Here is a 23766-nt window from a genome sequence, read left to right as displayed (position 1 = left end):
TAATCTCAAAACGTAATGAATATAAGAGATTAAAGAAGTTTCACTTTATGTAGCAGGGAAGTTTGGACCATCTAATTTTGGGTTGCCAGTTTCGGGTTTATTTTGTTTATTTTGTTTTTTCTTTTTTTCGTTTTTGTTCTTTGCCATTTTCATGCACCTCCTTTTTGTATTGTTACCATTTCTATAAATGACATACAAAATGATTTCTTTGACGAATAACAACTAGTTTTGTCATGTGAGAAGGAGTGTGAAATCATTCGGCGAAATTACATGACAAAGGAAAAGCAAAGAAGGAGGCGTTTTGTATATGGCGATGGTTCAGAAGGAAGATGTAATGAAAACAATGGATCAAATGTTAAGTTCTCTCGATTTGCTGGAAATGAATATAGGGATTAGAATGAATCATGCATTAAAGGATAAGAGTGAAAAAATATGCAACAAGATAGAAATAACAGAAATGCATATTGAGCATATGGAAAATAAATTAGTGCATCACGAAGAAAAAGGGAATTGGGTGAAGGCATTTCAAAACGTCGTAGTGAGTGCATAATAAGGTGGGAATAAAATGAAGTATGAAGCATTAATACAGTCTTCGGAAAAACTTATGCAACATAATAATGAAGCAAATGTGAAAAAAAGAGAAATGATTGAATACGATTTTTATAAGGATATGAAACCGTTTGTAGATATGGTAGATGAGGAATTAAAAGTGTGGAAAGAATTAGCTTATGAATGGATTAAGGAAGAAAAACCAAAGTATATACATGTACAGCAAATTGATCAAGTGTACGATAATTTACAAACAAATGTGTTGCAATGTTTTGTAAATAAAGGAAAAGGTAAGCGATTCTTTGAAACGCATCAAGCCATTTCGTATACTTTGCAAAATATAATTGAGCAATGTAAGTAACAAGAGGGGAAACCCTCTTGTTTTTTATGCTTCTGTCATCGTTGTAGGCTTTGTTGCGCCGTTTATCTCTAATTCTTTTATTAATGTTCGGTAATCTGAAATACATATTTTTCCTTCGAGATACCAATGTCTCGCAAAGTCTAACAATTCATTTACATTCTCTGTGTAATACCCCTTTTTTTGAGAAAACGCTTGTTTTAAATCCCCTAATACCATGTTGATTCCTCCCCCATGAGAATCTTCTTCTTTTTTATCATAGCATGGAAGGGTTTTCTTTTATAATTTTTTAAAAATTTAAACTTCCGACAAAAATAGACAGATAATCCGTCACACAAATTATTTTACAAGTACATATTATATATGTAGAAACTTATGTGAAGGAGGAGAGAATGCATGTTTCAACAATCTAACGTATATCAGCAATCTAATCCATATGCACAGCAAAATATGTACCAATATAATACGGATACATATTTACGTTATAATATGTATCCTTTCGAGCCTCATTATGGAAATCAAAATTATTACCAGCCATTTGAAGTGTCGTTTATGAATCAACCGCAGCAACCTTATATGAACCAACAACCGCAACCTTATATGAATTCACAATACTATATGCCACCGCCATCTCCCTATAATCAACAAGCGATGTTTTATCCACCAAAACAACCGTACCCGACGCAAAATAAACAAAAGCAACAGCAACAACCAAGTCAATTTTCTAGTTTCGTTTCCCAATTTAAAAATTCAGATGGTAACTATGATGTAAATAAAATGATGAATACAGCTGGACAAATGATGAATGCAATGAATCAAGTAACAGGCATTGTAAAGCAAGTGGGAGGTTTTTTTGGTAAGTAATTTTGGAGGGTTGGCTATAAAAACATTGTATACGAAATAAAGGTCTAGACAAATTTCCTTAGAATAAATGGGTATATATAACAAGCGGCTTAACCTCTTTTCTCATATTGTAAAGTGTAATCAGATTTTTTTTATGAGAGAGGAGAGAAAAAACTATGCATCATTGTCATCCTTGCTTTGGAGGGCATAAGCCTACAGGACCTATTTGTACGACTGCTCCTGTCATTCATCCGACGAAACAATGCGTAACACATTCTTTTTCAACAACGGTGGTGCCACACATTTTCCCAACGCATACAACACATGTACACCATCAACAAATTAAAAACCAAAACTTCTTCCCACAAACAAACTCAAATGTAAATGTTGTAGACCCAATCGATCCAGGGTTCGGCGGATGTGGACCGTGTGGTCATGGACATCATCACCACGGTCATCAAATATCTCCATTTGGACCAGGGCCGAATGTATCACCGTTTGGACCAGGACCTAATGTATCACCATTTTTACCAAACAATGTATCACCAGTTGGACCAAATATTGGACCAAACGTTGGTGGAATATTTAAAAAGTAAATGATATGTTAGAACTAGCGAAATGCTAGTTCTTTTTTTGTAATTGGAGTGTTGATATGAAAGTTATTGCAGTAACAGGATATAAGCCATTTGAACTTGGAATATTTAAAAATGATCATCCAGGAGTAGAATGTATAAAAAAGGCGTTGCGTCGTAAATTAACTGCTTTTGTAGAAGATGGTTTAGAGTGGGTTATAATAAGTGGCCAGTTAGGTGTAGAATTATGGGCTGCTGAAGTTGTTTTTGAAATACAAGTAGAATATCCAGATTTAAAATTAGCGGTATTTACTCCATTTTTAGAACAAGAAGAGGGTTGGAAGGAAGATAACCGTGAATATTACGAGTTTATTCTCTCTCAAGCAGACCATGTTGATAGTATCACGAAACGTAAGTACGAAAGCCCAGAGCAATTTAAATTAAAAAATCAATTTTTTATTGAAAAAAGTGATGCGCTTTTAGCTGTATATGATGAAGAAAAACCAGGGAGTCCTAAATATATTGTAGAAGCAGCAAAGAAAAAAGGAGAAATAGAAAATTATCACAGTTATTTCATTCTTTTTTCCGATTTACAAGATATAATAGAAGAGGAACAGTGGAATAATGCTGAGTAATATGTAATATAGTACTCGTATATATGATTGACAAAAAGCATTGTTTCTGAAAAAATTTAGTTAATGAAAGTTTTGGCAAAAATTTGAGGTGAAGAAAATGATTTCGGATAAAATTAAATTAACGGCGAAAGATATTTTAGAAAAAGAATTTAAAACAGGTATGAGAGGTTATCAACAAGAAGAAGTAGACAAGTTTCTTGATATGATCATTAAAGATTATGAAGCTTTCCACAAGGAATTTGAGCAATTAAAGCAACAAAATGCTCGTTTAAAGCGTGAACTAGAAGAACAAAAGCTAGCAGCAACGCAAGTTGCGCAACAACCTGTACAAACACCAGTTGCGCAACCAGTATATAACAACACGAATACGGACATTTTAAAACGTCTATCGAATTTAGAAAAAGCTGTATTTGGAAGCAAGTTATACGAATAATTTCTGGTGATAAAAAGGTTAAAGCATTTTACATAGAAAAAAACATTGCAAAATCTTTTTGTTTCCACTATACTAATGGATGTCATAACGTTTGGGTAATCGCTGCAACGCCAACGTTGTAGAGGAAAGTCCATGCTCGCACGGCCTGAGATGGCTGTAGTGTTCGTGCCTAGCCAATTCATAAGCTAGGGTATTCTGGCTGTAAGGCTGGTTTAACGGCAGGGAAAAAACCTAAGTCCTTTCGGATATGGTTTGACTACCTTTAAAGTGCCACAGTGACGAAGTCCTTGAAGAAATGATAGGAGTGGAACGAGGTAAACCCCACGAGCGAGAAACCCAAATAATGGTAGGGGAATCTTTTCCAAGGAAATGAACGATGGGAAAGGACAGGTTGTATAACCTGTAGATAGATGATTGCCACCGGAGTACGAGGCGTGGGCCGTTTGCAGTACAAAGGAACAGAACATGGCTTACAGAACGTTATGAACCAACTATGAAATAACTCAGCTCTCCTTTGTTAGAGGAGGGCTTTTTATTTGTATGAAGTTATAAATGATGAGTTAAAATGGTTAATGAGAAAATTCTTCGTAAAATGTAATAATTAATAGGAGAAATAGCTATTAATTATTGTTTGAATATACATAAGAGGTGAATGCAAATGGGAAAAGTTACTTTAATCGCAACAGCGGCAATGGGTATTGAAGCTTTAGTTGCCCGAGAAGTTCGTGATCTAGGTTATGAATGCCAAGTAGAAAACAGCAAGGTAACATTTGAAGCAGATGAAAAGGCGATTTGTCGCACGAATTTATGGTTACGTACTGCGGACCGTGTGAAAATTAAAGTTGGCGAATTTAAAGCGACAACATTTGATGAGCTGTTTGAGAAAACGAAAGCATTAAACTGGGGAGATTATATTCCAGAGAACGGTGAGTTCCCTGTTATCGGTAAATCTTTAAAATCTGAGTTATTCAGTGTTTCGGATTGCCAACGTATCGTTAAAAAGGCTGTCGTTGAAAAATTAAAAACAACATATAAACGTACAACTTGGTTTGAAGAAGATGGCCCGTTATTCCGTATTGAGATTGCAATGTTAAAAGATATCGCAACATTAACAATCGATGCGAGCGGTGTTGGACTTCATAAACGTGGATATCGTGTGGATCAAGGGGAAGCTCCTTTAAAAGAAACATTAGCTGCGTCTTTAATTAAATTAACAAACTGGAAGCCAGATCGTCCTTTCGTGGATCCTTTCTGCGGATCAGGTACAATTCCGATTGAAGCAGCATTAATTGGACAAAATATCGCACCAGGTTTTAACCGTGGTTTTGCATCGGATGAGTGGGGCTGGGTTGGTAAACAAAACTGGCGTGAAGCTCGTCAAGAAGTAGAAGATTTAGCGAACTATGATCAACCATTGCAAATCATTGGATCAGATATTGATCATCGTATGATACGTGTTGCTCAAGATAATGCAGAAGAAGTAGGTTTAGGTGATTTAATTACATTTAAACAAATGCAAGTAAAAGATTTCACAACAAAAGAGGATTATGGCTATGTTGTAACGAATCCTCCATACGGAGAACGTTTAAGTGAAAAAGCACTTGTTGAACAACTGTATAAAGAAATGGGACAAGTATTCGGTCCATTAGACACATGGTCGACGTATGTATTAACAAGTTATGAAGCATTTGAGAAGTGCTACGGAAAAGATGCATCGAAGAAACGTAAACTGTTTAATGGATTTATCCGTACAGATTACTACCAATACTTCGGAAAACGTCCACCTCGTAATTCATAGTATAAAACTCCTTTAGCGCGCATATACTGGCTATTATGTAATGCGTAAAGGAGGAACTGATATGGATAGTTTCCAATTATCAATGATTCAAAAAGCTATTCACCGTACGTATGATGAGCTCGGAAAAGAAGTGGATAACGAAGGTGCGATTGTAGATGAAATACAAAAAGCACAAGAAGAATATTTGTTAGCTCTTTCGCATGAAACAGCGATAGATAAACGGTATTTAAAGTCATTAATATAGAAGAAAATTTTCCTTTTTCGAAAGGAAAATTTTTTTTCGTGTATTTCCATGTATTGCAACAGGGGAAAGTGGCTGCGCACATATGAGTAGCAGTTGCTATATCTTTTATAGAAAAACTTTTTGGTTGGAGGCTAAGGATGTTTACTGAGAAGAGATTACCATTTGAAGTAGGGAAACAAGACAATTTTTATGATAAGTTGAATGAGTGGATTGGAGATGTGTTTTACGACATCCTTCCGGAAAAAGGCTTTGAAGAGCGTGATGAACAAATTTTTATGGCGTTTCAATTAGAGCGTGCTTTCCAAGAAAAGAAAGTAATGTTCGCAGAAGCGGGTGTAGGAACCGGGAAAACAATTGTATATCTTCTATATGCAATTTGTTATGCACGTTATACTGGAAAGCCAGCGATTATCGCTTGTGCAGATGAAACATTAATTGAGCAGCTTGTGAAAGAAGAAGGGGACATTGCTAAATTATCTGAGGCATTAGGCTTATCGGTAGATGTAAGACTTGCGAAATCGATGGATAATTATTTATGTTTACGTAAACTTGAAGATGTTATGAGTGGACGAGCTCCAGAAGTAATTGAAGATGTATACTACGAATTACCGCAGTTTGTATTTGACCACGGTACGATGCAAAACTTTACTCACTATGGTGACCGAAAAGAATTTCCGCTTTTAAATGACGAGGAATGGTCAAAAGTAAATTGGGATTACTTCCAAGATTGCTTCACTTGTGATTCTCGACATCGTTGTGGGCAAACTCTATCACGTGAACATTATCGTAAAGCAGCAGATTTAATTATTTGCTCTCAAGATTTCTATATGGATCATATTTGGACGTATGATGCTCGTAAGCGTGAAGGACAAATTCCGTTATTACCAGAAAGTAGTTGCGTTGTATTCGATGAAGGACATCTTGTAGAGTATGCAGCTCAAAAAGCTTTAACATATCGTTTAAAGCAAACGATGATGGAGCAACTTTTAACGAGATTATTACAAAATGATATTCGCGAGGAGTTTGCACATTTAGTAGAAGAAACAATTTGGCAAACAGAGCGATTCTTTGATGTGTTACAAGAAAATAAAAAGGAAATTGCCGGTTCTGATCGTTTAGAGATTACTGTGACAGAAAAAGTAACTGCCGAAGCGAAGCGACTTTATGCAAAAATTGGTGAAGTTGGTGATGCATTAGTATTTGAAAGTGAAATGCATACAGTAAACACGTATGATTTAAATATCGTTGATGAACATTTAGATGTATTAGAGCACTCGCTGCGTCTATTTATGCACGAGAAAAATGTAATTACATGGGGTGAAGAAGGTGATGGAGCCTTCACGTTAGTAATTATGCCGCGTGCAGTTGAAGAAGTATTACAAGAGAAAGTATTCTCGAAGAAAATCCCGTATATTTTCTCTTCTGCTACATTATCTAACAACGATTCATTTGCATTTACAGCAAATAGCCTAGGGGTAAAAGATTACTTATCATTCTCAGTTGCCTCACCGTTTGATTACGAAGAGCAAATGGCAGTAAACTTACTATCGCATACGAAAGAAAATGAATGGGAAAGAAAGTGTCAATATACACTTGAAAATATACAAAAAACAAATGGACGTACACTTGTATTATTCCGTACAACACAAGAGCTTGCAGCGTTTAAAGAATATGTAAGTAAAGAACAAATGTCAGTTCCGTTCTTATATGAAGGGGACCAAGAAATTAGTCAGCTCGTTTCTCGTTTCCAAAATGAAGAAGAGACTGTACTTTGTGCCGTTCATTTATGGGAAGGTTTAGATATTCCTGGTTCATCATTATCACATGTTATTATTTGGTCATTACCATTCCCTCCAAACGATCCTGTGTTTGAAGCGAAGCGTAAACACGTAAATGACCCATTCTGGGATGTAGATGTACCATATATGATTTTACGTCTTCGTCAAGGGATTGGCCGTTTAATTCGTACGAGCGACGATAAAGGTGCTATATCAATCTTCTTATCTGATACAGAAGATGAGAAAGTGGTAGAAGCGGTGAAAAACGTACTACCAGTAGAAGGTAAAGAATTATAAGGAGAAAGCTTGGCGCTTGCCAAGCTTCTTTTCTATTATAAAAGGAATTTGGATTTTCGTGTCGAATTAAGTTTGAGGTAGAAAAAGGAGGTTTTTATAGGATGACAGTAGCTACATATGAAGTGGAAAAACAATTTTTAACATATGTGAAGAAGATACAGAATTATGGAGAAGCATTAAGCTTAATGTTTTGGGACTTGAGAACAGGTGCGCCTAAAAAAGGTGTAGATCAGCGTTCAGAAGTAATTGGCATGCTTTCATCAGAAGTATTTGCTATGTCGACTTCAGATGAGATGGGGAACTATTTAACAGAGCTTGAAGCTTTAATAAGTGAAGACAAACTTTCTGAAACGACGAAGAAAATGGTGGAAGAGTGTCGTAAAGAATATGATAGAAATAAGAAAATTCCACAAATGGAATACGAAGCCTATGTGAAATTAGAAGCGAAAGCGGAAAGTGTGTGGGAAGAAGCTCGCGAAAAATCTGATTTCGAAATGTTCCGTCCGTATTTAGAACAAATCGTTGAATTTAAAAAGAAGTTCATTACATATTGGGGTTACGAAACATATAAATATAATACATTATTAGATATGTATGAGCCGGGTATTACGGTAGAAGTATTAGACCACGTATTTGGTCAACTTCGTGAGCGTATCGTACCGCTCGTAAAAGAAATATCGGAGTCGCAAAAGAGATTAAAGACAAGTGCTTTATCGGAACATTTTTCAAAAGAAAAACAAAAAAACTTTACATTAGAGCTATTAAAGCAATTAAATTATGATTTTGAAGCAGGTCGTCTTGATGAAACGGTACATCCATTCGAGATCACATTAAATAGAGGGGATGTTCGTATTACGACACGCTATGACGAAAAAGATTTCCGTATGGCTGTGTTTGGCACAATTCATGAATGTGGTCATGCTGTATATGAACAAAATATTGCAGAGAAATTTGAAGGTACACCGCTATGTAGTGGAACATCTATGGGTATTCATGAGTCACAATCATTATTCTTTGAGAACTTTATCGGTCGTAATAAATCATTCTGGAAGAAAAATTATGATTTATTAAAAGAGTATAGCGATGGTCAATTCAATGATTTATCAGTAGATGAGTTTTACGATGCGATTAATGAATCGAAGCCGTCGTTTATTCGTATAGAAGCAGATGAGCTTACATATCCGCTTCACGTCATGGTTCGTTATGAACTTGAGAAAGAATTATTTGATGGTACATTACAAGTGAAGGATTTACCAGCCGCTTGGAATGATAAGATGGAAGCATATTTAGGGATTCGCCCGGCTAACGATGCACAAGGCGTATTACAAGATGTTCACTGGGCTGGTGGTTCATTTGGATACTTCCCATCTTATGCGCTTGGCTATATGTATGCAGCGCAATTTAAGCAAAGAATGTTAAAAGACATTCCGAACTTTGATGCATTATTAGAAGAAGGAAACGTAACACCAATTCGTGAATGGTTAACAGAAAATATTCACCAATACGGTAAAACGAAAAAGCCACTTGAAATTTTAGAAGATGTAACAGGTGAAGGATTAAATGCAAATTACTTAGCAGATTATTTAGAAGCGAAGTATAAAGAAATTTACGAGTTATAAAAAGAGCTGCTTACTTGCAGCTCTTTTTTTAAAGGGGGGAGAAAAATGGATTATACATATACAGTAATGACGCAAGAAGAAGCAGAAGAAATTGCATACAACTGGCATTATGAAGGGGAATATTCCTTTTATGATATAGAGGCAGATGAAGAAGATTTAACTGAATTTTTACATGATGAGAGTAGGGGGGATCATACCTTTTCTGTGAAGGAAAATGGCACTCTCATTGGTTATTTTACTGTTTGTAAAATAAATGATGGGACGGTTGATATAGGTCTTGGAATGAAACCTAATATAACAGGAAATGGGTTTGGATTACAGTTCATAAACGCTATACTAGCTTTTAGTAAAGAAAAATATGGATGCAAGTATATAACACTATCAGTAGCTACATTTAATAAGAGAGCAATTAAAGTGTATAAAAGGGCAGGATTTGAAGCAGTTGGAACGTTTATACAGAAGACAAATGGTAGTTGTTTTGAGTTTTTGAAAATGAATTATATATGTAAAAATGATTAAAAACAGAAGAATCTCCTCTGTTTTTTATTTTGATGCAGAAATAAATAATATTTTTTGTAATTGGGTGCTTTGAATTTTTGATAGAGGATGTGTATGATTGAATTTCAGTAGTAAATGTGAAGTTTAGTCAGGAGAGGTAGAATGGTTACAATTAAAACGAAAAATGAAATAGATGTAATGCATGAATCTGGAAAGTTACTTGCTTCATGTCATAGAGAAATTGCGAAAATAATGAAACCAGGTATTACAACAAAAGAAATTAATACGTTTGTGGAAGCATATTTAGAACGGCATGGTGCAACGTCTGAGCAGAAAGGGTACAACGGATATCCATATGCGATATGTGCATCTGTAAATGATGAAATGTGTCATGCGTTTCCGGCCGATGTTCCTTTAACTGAGGGTGATATTGTAACAATTGACATGGTAGTAAACTTAAATGGTGGTCTTTCAGATTCTGCTTGGACTTATAGAGTTGGAAAAGTTTCTGATGAAGCAGAAAAGTTGTTACTAGTAGCTGAGAATGCTTTGTATAAAGGCATTGATCAGGCGATAATTGGTAATCATGTAGGAGATATTGGTTATGCGATTGAAAGTTATGTAGCAAGTGAAGGTTTTTCTGTCGCAAGGGACTTTACGGGACATGGAATTGGTAAAGAGATTCATGAAGAACCAGCAATTTTTCATTTTGGTAAGCCGGGACAAGGGCCTGAGTTACAAGAGGGAATGGTAATTACGATTGAGCCAATTGTCAATGTAGGTATGCGATATTCGAAAGTAGATTTAAATGGATGGACTGCGAAAACGATGGATGGGAAATTATCAGCTCAATATGAGCATACAATTGCGATTACAGAAGATGGACCGATCATTTTAACGAAGTTGTAATTTGGAATGAAAGAGTTTACAAAACTCGAACAAAAATGATGATTTTATAAAATTTGTCCGTGTTTTATTAATAAAAGCTTTTCAAAGTATAAAAAGTACGTTATAATCCTTCTATAAAATAAATAGTTAGCTACACTCATATAATCGCGGGGATATGGCCTGCAAGTTTCTACCGAAGTACCGTAAATACTTTGACTATGAGTGAGGACGAATATATTTGCTTGTTTAGCATTCTTTTTTTGCGAAACTCCAAAAGCGCGTCTCTCACTTGTAACGAGTGGTGGCGGCTTTTGGAGTTTTTTTATTGCATAAGAGGGGGAACAAACATGAAAGTATTACAAGAAAAGATTTTGAACGAAGGAAAGGTTTTATCTGGTGACGTATTAAAGGTAGATGCTTTTTTAAATCATCAAATTGATCCAGTACTTATGCAAGAAATCGGAAAAGAATTTGCTAAACGTTTTAAAGAAGAGAACATTACAAAAATCGTGACGATTGAATCTTCAGGTATTGCACCAGCGGTTATGGCTGCATTAGAACTTGGTGTAAAAGTAATTTTTGCTAGAAAGCGTAAATCGTTAACGTTACAAGATAATATGTATGTGGCAAACGTATATTCATTTACGAAACAAGAAACGAATGAAATTTCATTATCTCGAAATCATATCGATGAAAGTGATCGCGTTTTAATTATTGATGACTTTTTAGCAAACGGTCAGGCTGCTTTAGGTTTAATGAGTTTAGTAGAGCAAGCCGGAGCAAGTATTGCAGGTATTGGTATTGTTATTGAAAAAGCATTTCAAGATGGAGGAAAGAAGCTTCGTGAACAAGGAGTTCGTGTTGAATCACTAGCAGAAATTGCATCACTTGATAACGGCACAGTTACATTTGTACAGCATGAAACTGCGGAGGTGAAATAAGCGATGAAGCAACATCCATTTAAAATCGCATCACTTGGTATGCAGCATATGCTTGCAATGTATGCTGGTGCAATTATCGTTCCGCTTATTGTGGGCGGCGGACTTGGTTTAAATCAAAAAGAGTTAACGTACTTAGTCTCAATTGATTTATTAATGTGCGGCGTTGCGACAATTTTACAAGCATTATCAAATCGCTTTTTCGGTATTGGACTTCCAGTTGTACTTGGTTGTACATTTACAGCGGTTGGCCCGATGATTGCAATCGGGAAACAATACGGCGTATCCTCTATTTATGGAGCGATTATTGCTGCGGGGTTATTCGTTGTTATTTTTGCGAAATTATTTGGAAAGCTTGTAAAGCTGTTTCCCCCTGTTGTAACAGGATCTGTCGTTACCGTAATTGGAGTTACACTTGTTCCTGCCGCTATTAATGATATGGCTGGTGGAGTAGGAAGTAAAGATTTTGGTAGTCTTGAAAATTTAGCATTAGCATTTGGTGTGTTACTATTTATTATCATTATGTATCGTTTCTTTGACGGATTTATTCGTTCAATCTCTATTTTACTAGGTCTATTGTTCGGTACAATCGTTGCAGCATTTATGGGGAAAGTAAGCTTGCAAGCGGTTGGAGAAGCGGATTGGTTCCATGGTATCCAGCCATTTTATTTCGGTACACCAACATTTGAATTAACGCCAATTATTACGATGATTCTCGTTGCTTGCGTAGGGATTGTAGAAGCGACAGGCGTTTACTTTGCATTATCTGATATTTGCAATAAAAAGATTGGTGAAAAAGAATTAACAAAAGGTTATCGTGCAGAAGGATTAGCGATGGTGTTAGGTGGTATTTTCAACGCTTTTCCGTATACAACATACTCTCAAAACGTAGGGCTTGTTCAATTAACTGGAGTAAGAAATCGCGTGATTATTTACACGTGTGGTGGTATGTTAATCGTTCTTGGGTTCATTCCAAAAATCGCCGCTATTACAACAATCATTCCGAAATCAGTACTTGGCGGTGCGATGTTAGCGATGTTCGGTATGGTAATGGCATATGGTATTAAAATGTTAAGTAGCGTTGATTTTGGAAGACAAGAAAACTTATTAATCGTTGCATGTTCTGTCGGAATTGGACTAGGAGTTACTGTCGTTCCTACATTATTCTCACAACTTCCAGAAAGCATTCGTATTTTAACAGATAACGGAATCGTACTTGGAAGTGCGTCAGCAGTCCTTTTAAATATCGTATTTAATATGGTGCCGCAGCGTAAAGTGAAAGTAAAGGATGAACCAGTTCCGATACAAAGTGCGGTAAGAGAAGCGTAAAATTGATAAAAGGTTCAAATCGCATGCGATTTGAACCTTTTATTTTTGTGTTGCTTACGAGACCTTGCTTTTCTTTTTAAGTGGCATCATCTTTCCGTACGTACCAAGGCGCCATATATACTCAAGTGGCCCGTATTGGTAACGTGACAGCCACCAGCGGCTAATAAAGATTTGCAGCGTGTAGAAACCGATGCAAAATAGTGGTCCTACCCATAATGGAGCAAGATAATCATTTTTGAACAATATTCCGAATACAAGCAACGTAACAATTGTATGCGAGATATAATTTGTTAATGCCATTCGACCAACGTACTGGAACGGACGTAATATCTTTTGCCATTTTTCTTTTTGTAATAAACGCATGAGCGTGAAAATGTAGAATATGAATAATGTCTTTCCGCTTATCATCGTAATACCCATAAGTGAAAATGGTGTGTATGGTTGATTGTTCATAAAGAAGTAAACCATAATAAACCACATCGGTAATGTTAAAATGAACATAATGATTTGCCATTTTTTAAGTTTTGGATCTAATTCCTTAGCACGGCGGAAAATGTCTTTTTTACCGGCATATAATCCGAGTAAAAACAATCCTAGTGTTTCAGGAAGCATAATAAGACTGTTACTAATTGCTTCAGAATAGAAAGAATGGAATCGGTCTGTGATTTGTAAGCCCCAGTTTTCTAACGGCATAATTGCTGTGGAAAGGCCTAATTCCTCTACTGGCACGATTAACATGAGAAGAGAACCTAATAATGAGAACAGTTGCATGAAACTTAATAGTACAATTGACCAAATTAAAATAGTTCGTGGCTCTCTCTTATAAAATAAAAATAAGAAAAAACCAGTAATTGCATAAGTATGTAAAATGTCTCCGTCCCATAAAAGAACGTAATGTAAGAAACCAAATAATAATAAAATAAGTAAGCGACGAACAAATAAAGTTTTTGGTCGATCTGTTTTCGCTTCAGCACGAGTCATAAAAATGTAAAATCCTAGGCCGAATAAAAACGAAAAGATAGTATAAAACTTTGTTTGAATAAACATATCGTAAAATAGGCGAATGTAGCTGTCTATCCCTTCGTAAATTCCTGTAATATCACGTGAGTCAATCCCGGCGATAACAGGCCAGTTAACAAGAAAAATACCAAGTACAGCTATTCCTCTAATAATATCGATGGAGTGTATCCTCTCGCCTTGTGAAATATTTTGTGTCATTATTTTCCTCCTTGTTAAGTAATTCCCTTTTATTATACAAAATGTAAGATGGAGGGTATAGGGTGGATTTCCATTTTTTTTAACTATTAAGTTATGTAAGATGAGATATAATAAGAGTGCACAACAAGTTTTACCTTTTTTCAAAACAGGCAGTGAAGCTCCTTCTTATAAGGGGCTTTCTTTATGAAAAAGTGTTGATAATGATTCTCTTTAATGATAAAATGTATTCAAAAGTGATAATCATTATCAAAAAAGGTTGGTGCATGAGTATGGTATATGCATTAGTAGCAGGTACAGTCGCTGTATATGCAGTTATTGCAAAGTATGTTTTAAATGGAGTAGGAACAGCAAAATGAGTGATATTACATAAAATCCCTTTCATTTGTAAAAAGAATGAAAGGGATTTTTTATTTTTAATGAGAATATGCTGAAAATTTAGTATGATAGTAAAGTGAAAAGATAATCAATGAGTAGGTGCATTTCTCACTGGTTATTGGCTTGCAAATAGCATATACATCTTGGATAAAGGGGAACAAGGGGATGACAAACATAGTACAGACAAACGGTATGAAAAAACTTGTTTGTTTTTATGAAGAGTGGCAAAAACACGGCGATGCAGAGAATAGCTTAAAGTTGTTTGAAGTAATTCAAAAATATAAACGAGAGCAGCTTATGATAGCATTCTGCGGTCACTTCTCAGCAGGGAAATCAACGATGATGAATCATCTATATAAAGCGCAGTTGTTACCGACAAGTCCAATTCCGACAAGCGCTAACGTCGTTAAAATTGAAAAGGGATTTGATCGTGTTGTTGTAACGATTAAATCTGGAGAGCAGTACGAATATGACGGTGCATATTCAGCAGAAGAATTAAAACAAATTTGTAAAGATGGCGATGAAGTAATTGGTGTTCATATTTATCGGAATGATGCGCCAATTCCTGAAGGTGTTATGTTAGTTGATACACCAGGGATTGATTCAACAGATGATGCCCATCAACTAGCGACAGAATCAACGCTGCATCTAGCAGACGTGATTTTTTATATGATGGATTATAATCACGTCCAATCGGAAGTGAATTTACAATTTGTTAAAGAATTGAAACAACGTAATAAAACGGTTTATCTCGTTGTAAATCAAATAGATAAACATAAAGAAAATGAATTATCGTTTGCGGATTATAGAGATAGTGTAAAACAATCATTCTCTAACTGGGATATTGAAGTAGATGGAGTTTATTATACATCATTACGAATGATGAACCATCCACATAATGAAATTGAAAACCTAGAAACGTTAATTACTTCTATTATGAAAGAAAAAGAGCAGTATGTAAGAGATGGAATGGAGCGAGAAACAGAATATTTAATGGGGGAACATTTCTCGTTTATTCTTTCTGAAAATGAAAAAGCTCTTTTGAAATATGAGGAAGAGTTAGCATCACCGCTTTCCATTTCAGAAATAGTTGAAAAGAAAGAAGAGCTAACGGAAATGAAACATCGCGAGGCTAATAAAGAGTCTCAAATGAGAAATGAATTTATAAAAGGTTTACAAGCTATATTAGATAACGCGTATTTAATGCCATTTGAAATGAGAGAATTGGCAAATGCGTACTTAGAAACGAAATTAACAAAATTTAAAGTTGGTTTGCTATTTGCGAAAGGAAAGACTGAGCAAGAAAAACAGAGACGTTTAGATGCTTTTTATGCTGCTTTGCAAAAGACTGTCGAAACGCAACTTGATTTTCATGTGAAAGAATTTATTGTTGCCTTCTTAAAAGAAGAAGGGTTGTTTACAGAAGAGATTGGGAAAGACATATATGCTTTAGAAATTGCTTTTGGACCAGAAATGTTAGCGGAAGTAATTAAACAAGGTGCAGGTTTCACAGGTGATTACTTACTTCTTTATACAGCGGATGTAGCGAATGAATTAAAGAAACGTTATTTTACAAAAGCACAGCAAATTTTTGATAAAAGTGCAGTCGTTTTAAAGCAAAAGGTAAAAGAAGCAGTTGATCGTGTTGAAGAAGAGATTGAAACATATACGATGTTGCAAACTGCGAAAGAAACACAATTGCAATACAGTAACAATTTGGAGGCATATGAAGGCTATTTACAAAATATTTGGCATGATCGTGTTGCTACACCAGAAGGATTGCAAGTAGAGGAAATATTGCAAAGTAAAAAACAAATTGTTAGTGAGAAATTCACACTACAAGAGCAGGAAATTGTAAATGATAACGTAGCGGCTCGTGAGGAAGAGATAAAAGGAACGGCAGCTTTAAATATTCAGCGTATATTAGAGAAAGTGAAGAAAGCTGAAACGATATTAGAGCCATTGCCAGCGCTAAAACATGTACAGCAAGAGGTAATAGAAAAAAGGCGCCGTGTGGAAACGAAACAATTTACAGTGGCATTATTTGGAGCTTTTAGTGCTGGGAAATCATCATTTGCCAATGCATTGCTTGGTGAAAAAGTACTTCCTGTGTCACCAAATCCGACGACGGCAACGATTAATCAAATTTTGCCAGTTACAGAGGAAAAACCACACGGAACAGTAATGGTTCAATTTAAATCAAAGCAAGCCTTATTAGAAGATATGAAAGCTGTTTATAAGCTGTTTCATTATGAGATTACTACGTTAGATGAAGCGTTAGCACAGATTGATAAAGTTATGAAATACCCTTCACCAACTGGAAAGCAAAAAACAACATTTAGCTTTTTACGAGCGGTACAAAAAGGGTATGATACGGTTTCTGCGCATTTAGGTGAGCAAGTACAAGTTACATTAGATGAGTTTTCTGATTATGTAGCGAATGAAGAAAAATCTTGTTTTGTTGAGTACATGGAGCTTTATTATGATTGTGCATTAACAAGGCAAGGAGTAGCGCTTGTAGACACACCTGGAGCGGATTCTATTAACGCCCGCCATACAGACGTTGCGTTCCAGTATATTAAAAACGCAGATGCTATTTTATTTGTCACGTATTATAATCACGTGTTCTCTCGTGCTGACCGTGAATTTTTAATTCAGCTTGGTCGTGTAAAGGATACTTTTGCTCTTGATAAAATGTTCTTCTTAATTAATGCGGCCGATTTAGCAGAGTCTGAAGAAGAGCTTGAAATGGTAAAAGGTTATATCGCAGATCAGCTACTGCAATACGGTATTAGGAATCCGCGTTTATTTGCAATTTCAAGTTTATGTGCGCTTGAAGAGAAACAAGGGAAAAATATTGAAAAAGAGAAGTACGGTATTTTACAAAACTCTGGGATTGCTAAGTTCGAGGAATCATTTACATCCTTTATGATGAGAGATTTAATGCTCGTATCTGTTCATGCTTTATATGGTGCATTGCAAGGGGCAGATCAGCTGTTAGTAAATATGATAAATGGTGCAAAGCAGGGGAATGAAGAGAAAGAGAAGCAAACGAAAAAATATGAAGCAGAGCGTGATCAACTACTTCATATTATTTCATCATATAGTGTGCTTGCTGAAGAACAGGCGATGCAAAATGAAGTGAAAGAATTGCTTTATTACGTGCAACAACGTCTATTCCTACGCTATAACGATGTGTTTACTGAATTTATTAATCCAGCATCGCTTCGAACGGATGGAAATGTGAAAGTGCAGTTGCAGCAGTGTGTTATGGAATTAGTAGCATTTATTCAGCATGATTTATTACAAGAAATGCGTGCGACATCATTACGCCTTGAAAAATGGATAGATGAAGCGATGAAGCGTGCAAAGAATGAAATTGTGGTGAACTGTAAAGTAGAAAATGAATCAATTTCTATGAATGGAACAGTGGAATATGAATATAAAGATATTACACATAAAGAACCGTTCCCTTCAGTTGAAATAAAAGATTTCAAAAAAGCATTGGCACACTTTAAAAACGAGAAAAGCTTTTTTGAAAAGAATGACAAAGCCTTTATGCAAGAAGACGCTAAATCTGTATTAGAACCTCTCGTATCAAACTATGTAGCTGATGAAAAAGATTTATTTGTTCATCATTATAAGCAAGAGTGGGATTTGAAATGGAACTTATTCCAAAAAGTGATGCAGCAAGATGTGATGAATTATTATGAAAGTGTATTATTTGCATTGGCTGAAACAATTGATGTATCACTATATGAACAAAGTAAAGAACAATTGCAAAAGCAATTAGTAGAGATTGAAAAAGAAATGTATGTGATGTAGTCGTTATGAGAAAAAGATTCGTTCGATTTTCTTTTGTAGTACAGTATCTAAAGATTTGACAAACCCAGCAAATTCATCGGTAGAAATCATATGAGTAAGAACGAGTCGTCTGCCGTCTGGTGTTTCACCGCATAAGACGAACGAAGAAAATTCATATGTTTTGTTTTCTACTACTAATTTTGGATAGGAATACGTGTCGCTCTTCTTCTTCTTTCCATCAATAGAGATGACGTTGCATTTTTTCTCATTGTTGTCCATGGTGAATCCCTCCTTTCTATTACTTATGGTAGACAAGGAGGGTTTAGAACAATAGAGAAGGGGGAATTTTTTATGACTGTTGTAATAGAACGTATTTCAAAAGAAGCTATACCGAAGTCTTTATTACTACTTGCCGATCCAAGTGAACAGCAAATTGGTGCATATGTACAAAGAGGATTAACATACGTAGCTAAGCAAGAGGATAATGTAATCGGTGTATATGTGATTTTGGAAACAAGGCCGAAGACGATGGAAATTATGAATATTGCGGTTGTAGAGCATTTGCAAGGAAAAGGCATTGGAAAGAAGCTAGTAAGTCATGCTATAGAAACTGCTAAAGGATATGGTATGTCAAAACTTGAAGTTGGTACAGGCAATTCTAGTGTTTCACAACTTGCTTTATATCAAAAATGTGGATTTCGTATTTTTTCTATTGATTTTGATTACTTTTCGAAGCATTATGAAGAAGAGATTATTGAAAATGGGATTGTATGCCGTGATATGATTCGGCTTGCAATGGAATTAAATCAGAACGTATAACTTATTTAGGGGGAAGAGAAGATGGAAGTACATAAAGCAATTACAGCACATTCTCGTAAACAAAATGAAAGTGTAAAAGCATGTTTACAATTAGATGCGCAGCGTGAAGCAGCTATTGAAGCAGCCGTATCTCTTGCGTCAAATGGGAAAGAATTTTCGGTTGATGTCATTAATGTTGTAACGAAGCAAATTAATGCTCTTGCAAAAAATGGTGTTACACTAGAGCGTAAATATGTTACAAAAGAAATGGTTATGGAGTATGTAAGTCGTTTGAAAGAGAAAGAAGGTCGTTAAAGATGTTAGTTACAGTCGAATGGTTACGTGAGCATATAGAAGATGAGAACGTCCGTATAATCGATTGTCGTTTTGATTTAGCGAATCCTAATTGGGGTAGAGAAAAGTATGAGGAAGAACATATTCCTCATGCATTATATTTTGATTTGAATGTAGATTTATCAAGTCCTATAACAGAACATGGTGGTCGCCACCCGTTACCGAATATTGAGGAGTTTGCAGACAAGCTTTCGCAAGCTGGTATTGATGAACATACGAAAGTGATTGCATATGACAGTGAAGCGGGTGCAAATGCTTCTCGTCTTTGGTGGTTATTAAATTATGTAGGACATGAGAAAGTATATATATTAGATGGCGGATTTCCAGCATGGAAAGAGAATGGACTACCGGTAACAACGGAAATTTCTGTTACTAAACGAAAAGCATTCAAAGCAAATGTACAAAATCATATGCTTGTAACGATGGAAACGGTGAGAGAGAATATTTATGCAGGTGCAGATGTTACGTTAATTGATTCTAGAGAGCCAAAACGTTATGCTGGTGTAGAGGAACTTGTTGATCCGAAAGCAGGACACATTCCAACAGCAGTAAATTATTTTTGGAAGGATGGAATGCTGCAATCAGGACAATTTAAGAATGAAGCTCAGCAACAAGAACGATTCCAAAATCTTTCGAAAGATAAGGAAACAATTGTATATTGTGGTTCTGGTGTTACAGCATGTCCAAATATCGTTGCATTGAAATTAGCTGGATTTCAGAATGTTAAATTGTATGCAGGTAGCTGGAGTGATTGGATTTCTTATCCAGAAAATCAAATTGCAAAAGAAGAAGATTAATCACTTGCATGCAAAAATAATTTGTATTAAAATAAGGTCACAAGCAAGAGATTGCTCGAAAAACTTTGTATTTTACACATTGGAAACAATGTGATAATATAACGACAAGTAAATAATACATCCTGCGGTGTACGTAACTTATTTATGTCTAAAACCGATGTTAGTTATACGGAAGCTCAATATTTAGCGACCATCATCAAGCCTTCCTTGTGGAGGAAGATGTACGGTAACTGTGAGGGCATCCACCTGCGAGTAGCGGGTTTTTGGACATTTACGAGGAGCGGCACGTGCGGGGGTCTTATTTCAACTAACATTATATAAAATTCCTACGGTGTACGTAGCTTATGCATGTCTTAAACCAATAAGTTTAATATGGAAGTTCAATATTTAAATGTAGCTAACATGCCATCTTTTTAAGAAGGAAGTTACAAACATTTGTGAGAGCATCCACCTGTGAGAGCAGGTTTATGGACATCTAGAGAGAACGGCATATGTGGGGCTAAATAAAAACCTTACGTTTTATACGTAAGGTTTTTTTGTTGCATACATATATCCATGTTATCTGGATTCACCGGTGAAGTTTCCGTAATAAATATAGCACTTTCTGTCTTTATTATATCTAGGTTAGTTTGTTATACCTTTCGAAAAAAATGTAGGCTCCTGTTGACATCTATTTTAAATAAGAGTAACATTTTCTATGTAATAAAAATAAGTCTCTGTTAGGTGAGGCTCCTGTATAGAGAAATGCTACTGCCCAAAAATGTCGAGAGACGCCAATGGGTCAACAGGAATGATCGAATTAAGGTTTTTCTTAACGTAGCTGGTAATGTACCTATGCTATACAGTGCTAAAACTCGGCGAGGGAGAGGTCCGTAGATTTCTAATTGTATTAGGAATCGTTTATTTGTGTATGTCATGGCCTTTACTCTTTTCGGAGTAAAGGTCTTTTTGTTGCAAAGCTATGAGTAATTTCATAGTATAAACTATAAAATAAAACGAGGAGGTGAGGAGCATGTCAAATTCTGACTCGGTTCCGTTACCCATATACTTCAAATCAAAAATATATGATGTAGGCAGGAAACGACTTGTTCCTCCCTTTATATTTATCATCATGTAGCGTTTATATGTATGTTTAAGCGCTAAATACTTTCACAGTAAAGTAGATAAATTGAGAAACAAAGCGTTTCTTCCTACGTTGTAAAGGAGGAGACGATAATATGTTATATGCAAACAAAACTGTGGGTAACACGTCATATAAATTAAGTAAAAAATCAATGAAAGAACAAACATTGCTTCAAAAAAATAAAGATTTATTAATTGAAATCGCAACGAGAGATGTAAAATCTGTATTTGCGTATTTTAAAACAACAAGAGATGGATTATCTATGAAAGAGGCACAAAAACGTATTCAAGTATACGGCCGAAATGAATTAACTTCAAAAAGAGCTCGTATTGCGGAAGTAATGATGAAGCTAAGTGGAATGATCCCAGGTTTTTCAAAACAACATGTGAGAGATGGATTACAATGTGAAAAGATTACTGTGTCTCGAGTAGAATGTTCTAGTGTAACAGGTTTAAATGGTGAATTAAAAATGATGGATTTGCCAGTACAAGAGCTTGTTCCTGGGGATATAATTTTCCTTTCAGAAGGTGACACAGTACCAGCAGATGTACGTATCATTTATGCAAATGATTTATTAGTAAATGAATCTGTACTAACAGGAAATGATGCGAGTATTGAGAAGTTTGAAAGCTGCTATCATCTTGAGCGCAAACGATTTATTCCTTTAAAAAGAATGAAAGACTATAATCCACTTGAACTTGAAAATGTATGTTTCAAAGGAACGTATATTGTTGGTGGAAATGCGAAAGCTGTAGTAGTTTCAACTGGGAAAAATACGTATACAGGGATTCTTCATACTTGTTGTAGTAGAACGTCTTAATGTGTAAATGATGCTAAATATACAAAAACAATGTATAATAGACAAAGTTGAAAAACGTAGAATGGTAATCTATTTATATAACCTTACGTGATGACGTGAGGTTATTATTTTTTTGGTAGGAGAGGAATTATGAAAAAAGTATTATTAGTTGATGGTATGGCACTATTATTTCGTGCTTTTTATGCAACAAGTGTCTATGGACAGTTTATGAAACGACAAGATGGTACCCCTACAAATGGGATTCATGGTTATATGAAACATTTATTAACGGCAATGCAAGCAATTGAACCGACACATATCGTAACATGCTGGGATATGGGAAGTACAACATTTAGAACAGAATCGTTCTCAAATTATAAAGCAAATCGTGCAGCGCCGCCTGAAGAATTAATTCCGCAATTTGATCTAGTGCAAGAAATGACTGCAAAATTATCTGTTCCAGTTATCGGTCTGAAAGGGTATGAAGCGGATGATTGTATCGGTACACTAGCAAAACAATATTGCAATGAAGCGGAAGTTTATATTTTAACAGGTGATACGGATTTACTTCAGCTTGTTGATAAAAACGTTACAGTTATGCTTCTGCGCAAAGGAATTGGAAATTACGAGTATTACACACCGGAGAAAATTATGGAAGAAAAAGGTGTAGAACCGTGGCAAATTGTTCATGCGAAAGCTTTTATGGGAGATACAAGTGATAATTATCCAGGTGTAAAAGGGATTGGTGAAAAAACAGCGTATAAGCTTATTCAAGAACACGGAACAGTATCAGCTGTACTAGAAAACATAACATCATTAACGAAAGCGCAACGTACGAAGATTGAAAGTGATTTAGAGAATTTAAATATTTCATTACAATTGGCACAAATTCATTGTGAAGTTCCTATTTCATGTTCACTAGAAGAAGGATTACACACAATAGATGAAGAAAAACTACGATTCGTTTGTGAAGAAATGAATTGGGGAAGACCTGAAATATTAATCAATATGCTGTAAATAGTTGAAAAGAAGGATGTTGCATAAGTCGAACTTAGACTAGGTGACACCTTCTTTTTTAATTTGGAAAACAGTATGTTAATAAGTGAAAATATATGAAATTTATATTGTGATATATAAACGTTTAGATAATATAAACCGATATAAGATGATGCAAATGGCGATTGATGTAATTGAATGAAACAACTATAGACTTTTTTAGGGGAATCTCTTTTTTTGAGTGTTCACAAAGTTGTCAGAAAATAAACGGAATTTTCATATGAAGTTCAAATAGAATTCACAACAATCAATTATTATAAGAACAACCAGATAATTCATTATCTTTTATCCCACTTTAATGGGCAGTAAGACCCCCATCTTAAAATTCAGCGAAAGCAAAGAAGTTAGGTGGGGGATCAACTGCCCATAAAAGTCCGATTGGTTCAACTAATAATCAGTGGGGGATGAAGAAAACCCCCACTGATTAAAGTTTCACTTTATATAAATCATCCCCCAAGGAGGACAATGAAAATGAGAAAAAAAGTGAGAAAATCTTTTAAACAATTATTAATTGAAAATAAACAATCACTATTAAATAATAAAGAAAATATGAAAGAAATTGAGGAACGAATTGAGAAACGACATGTAGCATATCAAGTTGCTAGTAATTGAGTATAATAATTTTCCCTATGAAAAAAGCTTGTAGTTTAGAGACTATCCAAA

General features: G+C 35.3%; 25 protein-coding genes, 3 other RNA genes and 2 riboswitches. Of the genes, 24 read left to right on the top strand and 4 right to left on the bottom strand.

What is annotated here, in order from left to right:
- Positions 1-45 precede the first annotated feature (45 nt).
- The gene (locus PDK19_RS10615; RefSeq protein ID WP_001982922.1) at positions 46-222 is read right to left on the bottom strand and encodes a hypothetical protein; all 177 of its coding nucleotides are present in this window, start codon (positions 220-222) and stop codon (positions 46-48) included.
- A gap of 85 nt (positions 223-307) precedes the next feature.
- Here PDK19_RS10615 and PDK19_RS10610 point away from each other — a divergent pair, with 85 nt between their 5' ends.
- Together PDK19_RS10610 and PDK19_RS10605 are read left to right on the top strand one after the other, a co-directional pair.
- Entirely contained in the window at positions 308-550 is a 243-nt protein-coding gene (locus PDK19_RS10610) for a hypothetical protein (protein WP_001252039.1), read from the top strand.
- Between the two features lie 15 nt (positions 551-565).
- The gene (locus PDK19_RS10605) at positions 566-910 is read left to right on the top strand and encodes a YppE family protein (protein WP_000872959.1); all 345 of its coding nucleotides are present in this window, start codon (positions 566-568) and stop codon (positions 908-910) included.
- A 24-nt stretch (positions 911-934) separates the two neighbouring features.
- On the opposite strand, the gene PDK19_RS10600 is transcribed toward PDK19_RS10605, so the two are convergent.
- Positions 935-1126 (bottom strand): YppF family protein, encoded by a 192-nt coding sequence (locus PDK19_RS10600; protein WP_000242661.1) that lies wholly within the window; start codon positions 1124-1126, stop codon positions 935-937.
- A gap of 177 nt (positions 1127-1303) precedes the next feature.
- Here PDK19_RS10600 and PDK19_RS10595 point away from each other — a divergent pair, with 177 nt between their 5' ends.
- The 13 genes from PDK19_RS10595 to pbuX all read left to right on the top strand — a co-directional run bounded on the left by PDK19_RS10595 (position 1304) and on the right by pbuX (position 12779).
- Entirely contained in the window at positions 1304-1771 is a 468-nt protein-coding gene (locus PDK19_RS10595; protein WP_014893168.1) for a YppG family protein, read from the top strand.
- Positions 1772-1926: 155 nt separating this feature from the next.
- Positions 1927-2346 carry a CotD family spore coat protein gene (locus tag PDK19_RS10590; protein ID WP_000546263.1) on the top strand — a complete coding sequence of 140 codons (420 nt, stop codon included), beginning with the start codon at positions 1927-1929 and terminating at the stop codon, positions 2344-2346.
- A gap of 56 nt (positions 2347-2402) precedes the next feature.
- Positions 2403-2957, top strand: coding sequence for a DUF1273 domain-containing protein (locus tag PDK19_RS10585; protein WP_000862921.1), 555 nt, complete (start codon positions 2403-2405; stop codon positions 2955-2957).
- 97 nt (positions 2958-3054) lie between these two features.
- Positions 3055-3390: a cell division regulator GpsB gene (gpsB, locus tag PDK19_RS10580; RefSeq protein ID WP_270707072.1), complete on the top strand. Its 336-nt coding sequence runs from the start codon at positions 3055-3057 to the stop codon at positions 3388-3390.
- Positions 3391-3477: 87 nt separating this feature from the next.
- Positions 3478-3868: RNase P RNA component class B (rnpB, locus tag PDK19_RS10575), an RNA gene on the top strand.
- Positions 3869-4048: 180 nt separating this feature from the next.
- Positions 4049-5188: a THUMP domain-containing class I SAM-dependent RNA methyltransferase gene (locus PDK19_RS10570; protein ID WP_270707070.1), complete on the top strand. Its 1140-nt coding sequence runs from the start codon at positions 4049-4051 to the stop codon at positions 5186-5188.
- Between the two features lie 61 nt (positions 5189-5249).
- Positions 5250-5432 (top strand): DUF3921 family protein, encoded by a 183-nt coding sequence (locus PDK19_RS10565; protein WP_016717030.1) that lies wholly within the window; start codon positions 5250-5252, stop codon positions 5430-5432.
- 137 nt (positions 5433-5569) lie between these two features.
- Complete coding sequence (locus PDK19_RS10560; protein ID WP_000493699.1) at positions 5570-7507, top strand: ATP-dependent DNA helicase; 1938 nt, start codon at positions 5570-5572, stop codon at positions 7505-7507.
- 101 nt (positions 7508-7608) lie between these two features.
- Positions 7609-9126, top strand: a complete 1518-nt coding sequence (gene ypwA, locus PDK19_RS10555; protein WP_049113354.1) for a carboxypeptidase — start codon at positions 7609-7611, stop codon at positions 9124-9126.
- 45 nt (positions 9127-9171) lie between these two features.
- Positions 9172-9645 carry a GNAT family N-acetyltransferase gene (locus PDK19_RS10550; protein ID WP_000386774.1) on the top strand — a complete coding sequence of 158 codons (474 nt, stop codon included), beginning with the start codon at positions 9172-9174 and terminating at the stop codon, positions 9643-9645.
- Between the two features lie 141 nt (positions 9646-9786).
- Complete coding sequence (locus PDK19_RS10545) at positions 9787-10533, top strand: type I methionyl aminopeptidase (protein WP_000256355.1); 747 nt, start codon at positions 9787-9789, stop codon at positions 10531-10533.
- A 116-nt stretch (positions 10534-10649) separates the two neighbouring features.
- Positions 10650-10751, top strand: a riboswitch (purine riboswitch).
- A 108-nt stretch (positions 10752-10859) separates the two neighbouring features.
- Positions 10860-11453, top strand: coding sequence for a xanthine phosphoribosyltransferase (locus PDK19_RS10540; RefSeq protein ID WP_000866487.1), 594 nt, complete (start codon positions 10860-10862; stop codon positions 11451-11453).
- A 3-nt stretch (positions 11454-11456) separates the two neighbouring features.
- Positions 11457-12779, top strand: a complete 1323-nt coding sequence (gene pbuX / locus PDK19_RS10535; protein ID WP_000809226.1) for a xanthine permease PbuX — start codon at positions 11457-11459, stop codon at positions 12777-12779.
- A 54-nt stretch (positions 12780-12833) separates the two neighbouring features.
- On the opposite strand, the gene PDK19_RS10530 is transcribed toward pbuX, so the two are convergent.
- Positions 12834-13997, bottom strand: coding sequence for a DUF418 domain-containing protein (locus PDK19_RS10530; RefSeq protein ID WP_000193091.1), 1164 nt, complete (start codon positions 13995-13997; stop codon positions 12834-12836).
- Between the two features lie 540 nt (positions 13998-14537).
- On the opposite strand from PDK19_RS10530, the gene PDK19_RS10525 reads away from it, so the two are divergent.
- The gene (locus PDK19_RS10525; RefSeq protein WP_000182149.1) at positions 14538-18197 is read left to right on the top strand and encodes a dynamin family protein; all 3660 of its coding nucleotides are present in this window, start codon (positions 14538-14540) and stop codon (positions 18195-18197) included.
- 3 nt (positions 18198-18200) lie between these two features.
- Here the strand turns inward: PDK19_RS10525 and PDK19_RS10520 are convergent, their stop codons facing one another.
- The gene (locus PDK19_RS10520; RefSeq protein ID WP_000369740.1) at positions 18201-18455 is read right to left on the bottom strand and encodes a DUF3931 domain-containing protein; all 255 of its coding nucleotides are present in this window, start codon (positions 18453-18455) and stop codon (positions 18201-18203) included.
- A 72-nt stretch (positions 18456-18527) separates the two neighbouring features.
- Between PDK19_RS10520 and PDK19_RS10515 the strand changes: the two genes are divergently transcribed.
- From PDK19_RS10515 to PDK19_RS10480, 8 genes are all read left to right on the top strand, one after another.
- Positions 18528-18995, top strand: coding sequence for a GNAT family N-acetyltransferase (locus PDK19_RS10515; RefSeq protein ID WP_049112587.1), 468 nt, complete (start codon positions 18528-18530; stop codon positions 18993-18995).
- Positions 18996-19016: 21 nt separating this feature from the next.
- Positions 19017-19289: a YpbS family protein gene (locus PDK19_RS10510; RefSeq protein WP_000451811.1), complete on the top strand. Its 273-nt coding sequence runs from the start codon at positions 19017-19019 to the stop codon at positions 19287-19289.
- A 2-nt stretch (positions 19290-19291) separates the two neighbouring features.
- Entirely contained in the window at positions 19292-20125 is an 834-nt protein-coding gene (locus tag PDK19_RS10505; RefSeq protein WP_049112585.1) for a sulfurtransferase, read from the top strand.
- Between the two features lie 116 nt (positions 20126-20241).
- Positions 20242-20424, top strand: a non-coding RNA gene (ssrS, locus tag PDK19_RS10500) — 6S RNA.
- Between the two features lie 21 nt (positions 20425-20445).
- A non-coding RNA gene (gene ssrS, locus PDK19_RS10495) (6S RNA) lies at positions 20446-20629 on the top strand.
- A 204-nt stretch (positions 20630-20833) separates the two neighbouring features.
- A riboswitch (M-box (ykoK) riboswitch) is annotated at positions 20834-20999 on the top strand.
- Positions 21000-21342: 343 nt separating this feature from the next.
- On the top strand, positions 21343-22068 hold the full coding sequence (locus PDK19_RS10490; RefSeq protein ID WP_000964962.1) for a P-type ATPase: 726 nt from the start codon (positions 21343-21345) through the stop codon (positions 22066-22068).
- Positions 22069-22197: 129 nt separating this feature from the next.
- Positions 22198-23064, top strand: coding sequence for a 5'-3' exonuclease (locus PDK19_RS10485; protein WP_000757048.1), 867 nt, complete (start codon positions 22198-22200; stop codon positions 23062-23064).
- Between the two features lie 510 nt (positions 23065-23574).
- Positions 23575-23715 carry an FbpB family small basic protein gene (locus PDK19_RS10480; RefSeq protein ID WP_001228043.1) on the top strand — a complete coding sequence of 47 codons (141 nt, stop codon included), beginning with the start codon at positions 23575-23577 and terminating at the stop codon, positions 23713-23715.
- The last annotated feature ends 51 nt before the right edge of the window (positions 23716-23766 follow it).

Source organism: Bacillus cereus group sp. BcHK124 (assembly GCF_027712065.1).
Taxonomy (GTDB): Bacteria; Bacillota; Bacilli; order Bacillales; family Bacillaceae_G; genus Bacillus_A; species Bacillus_A pacificus.
This window is presented reverse-complemented; position numbering and strand designations above follow the sequence as displayed.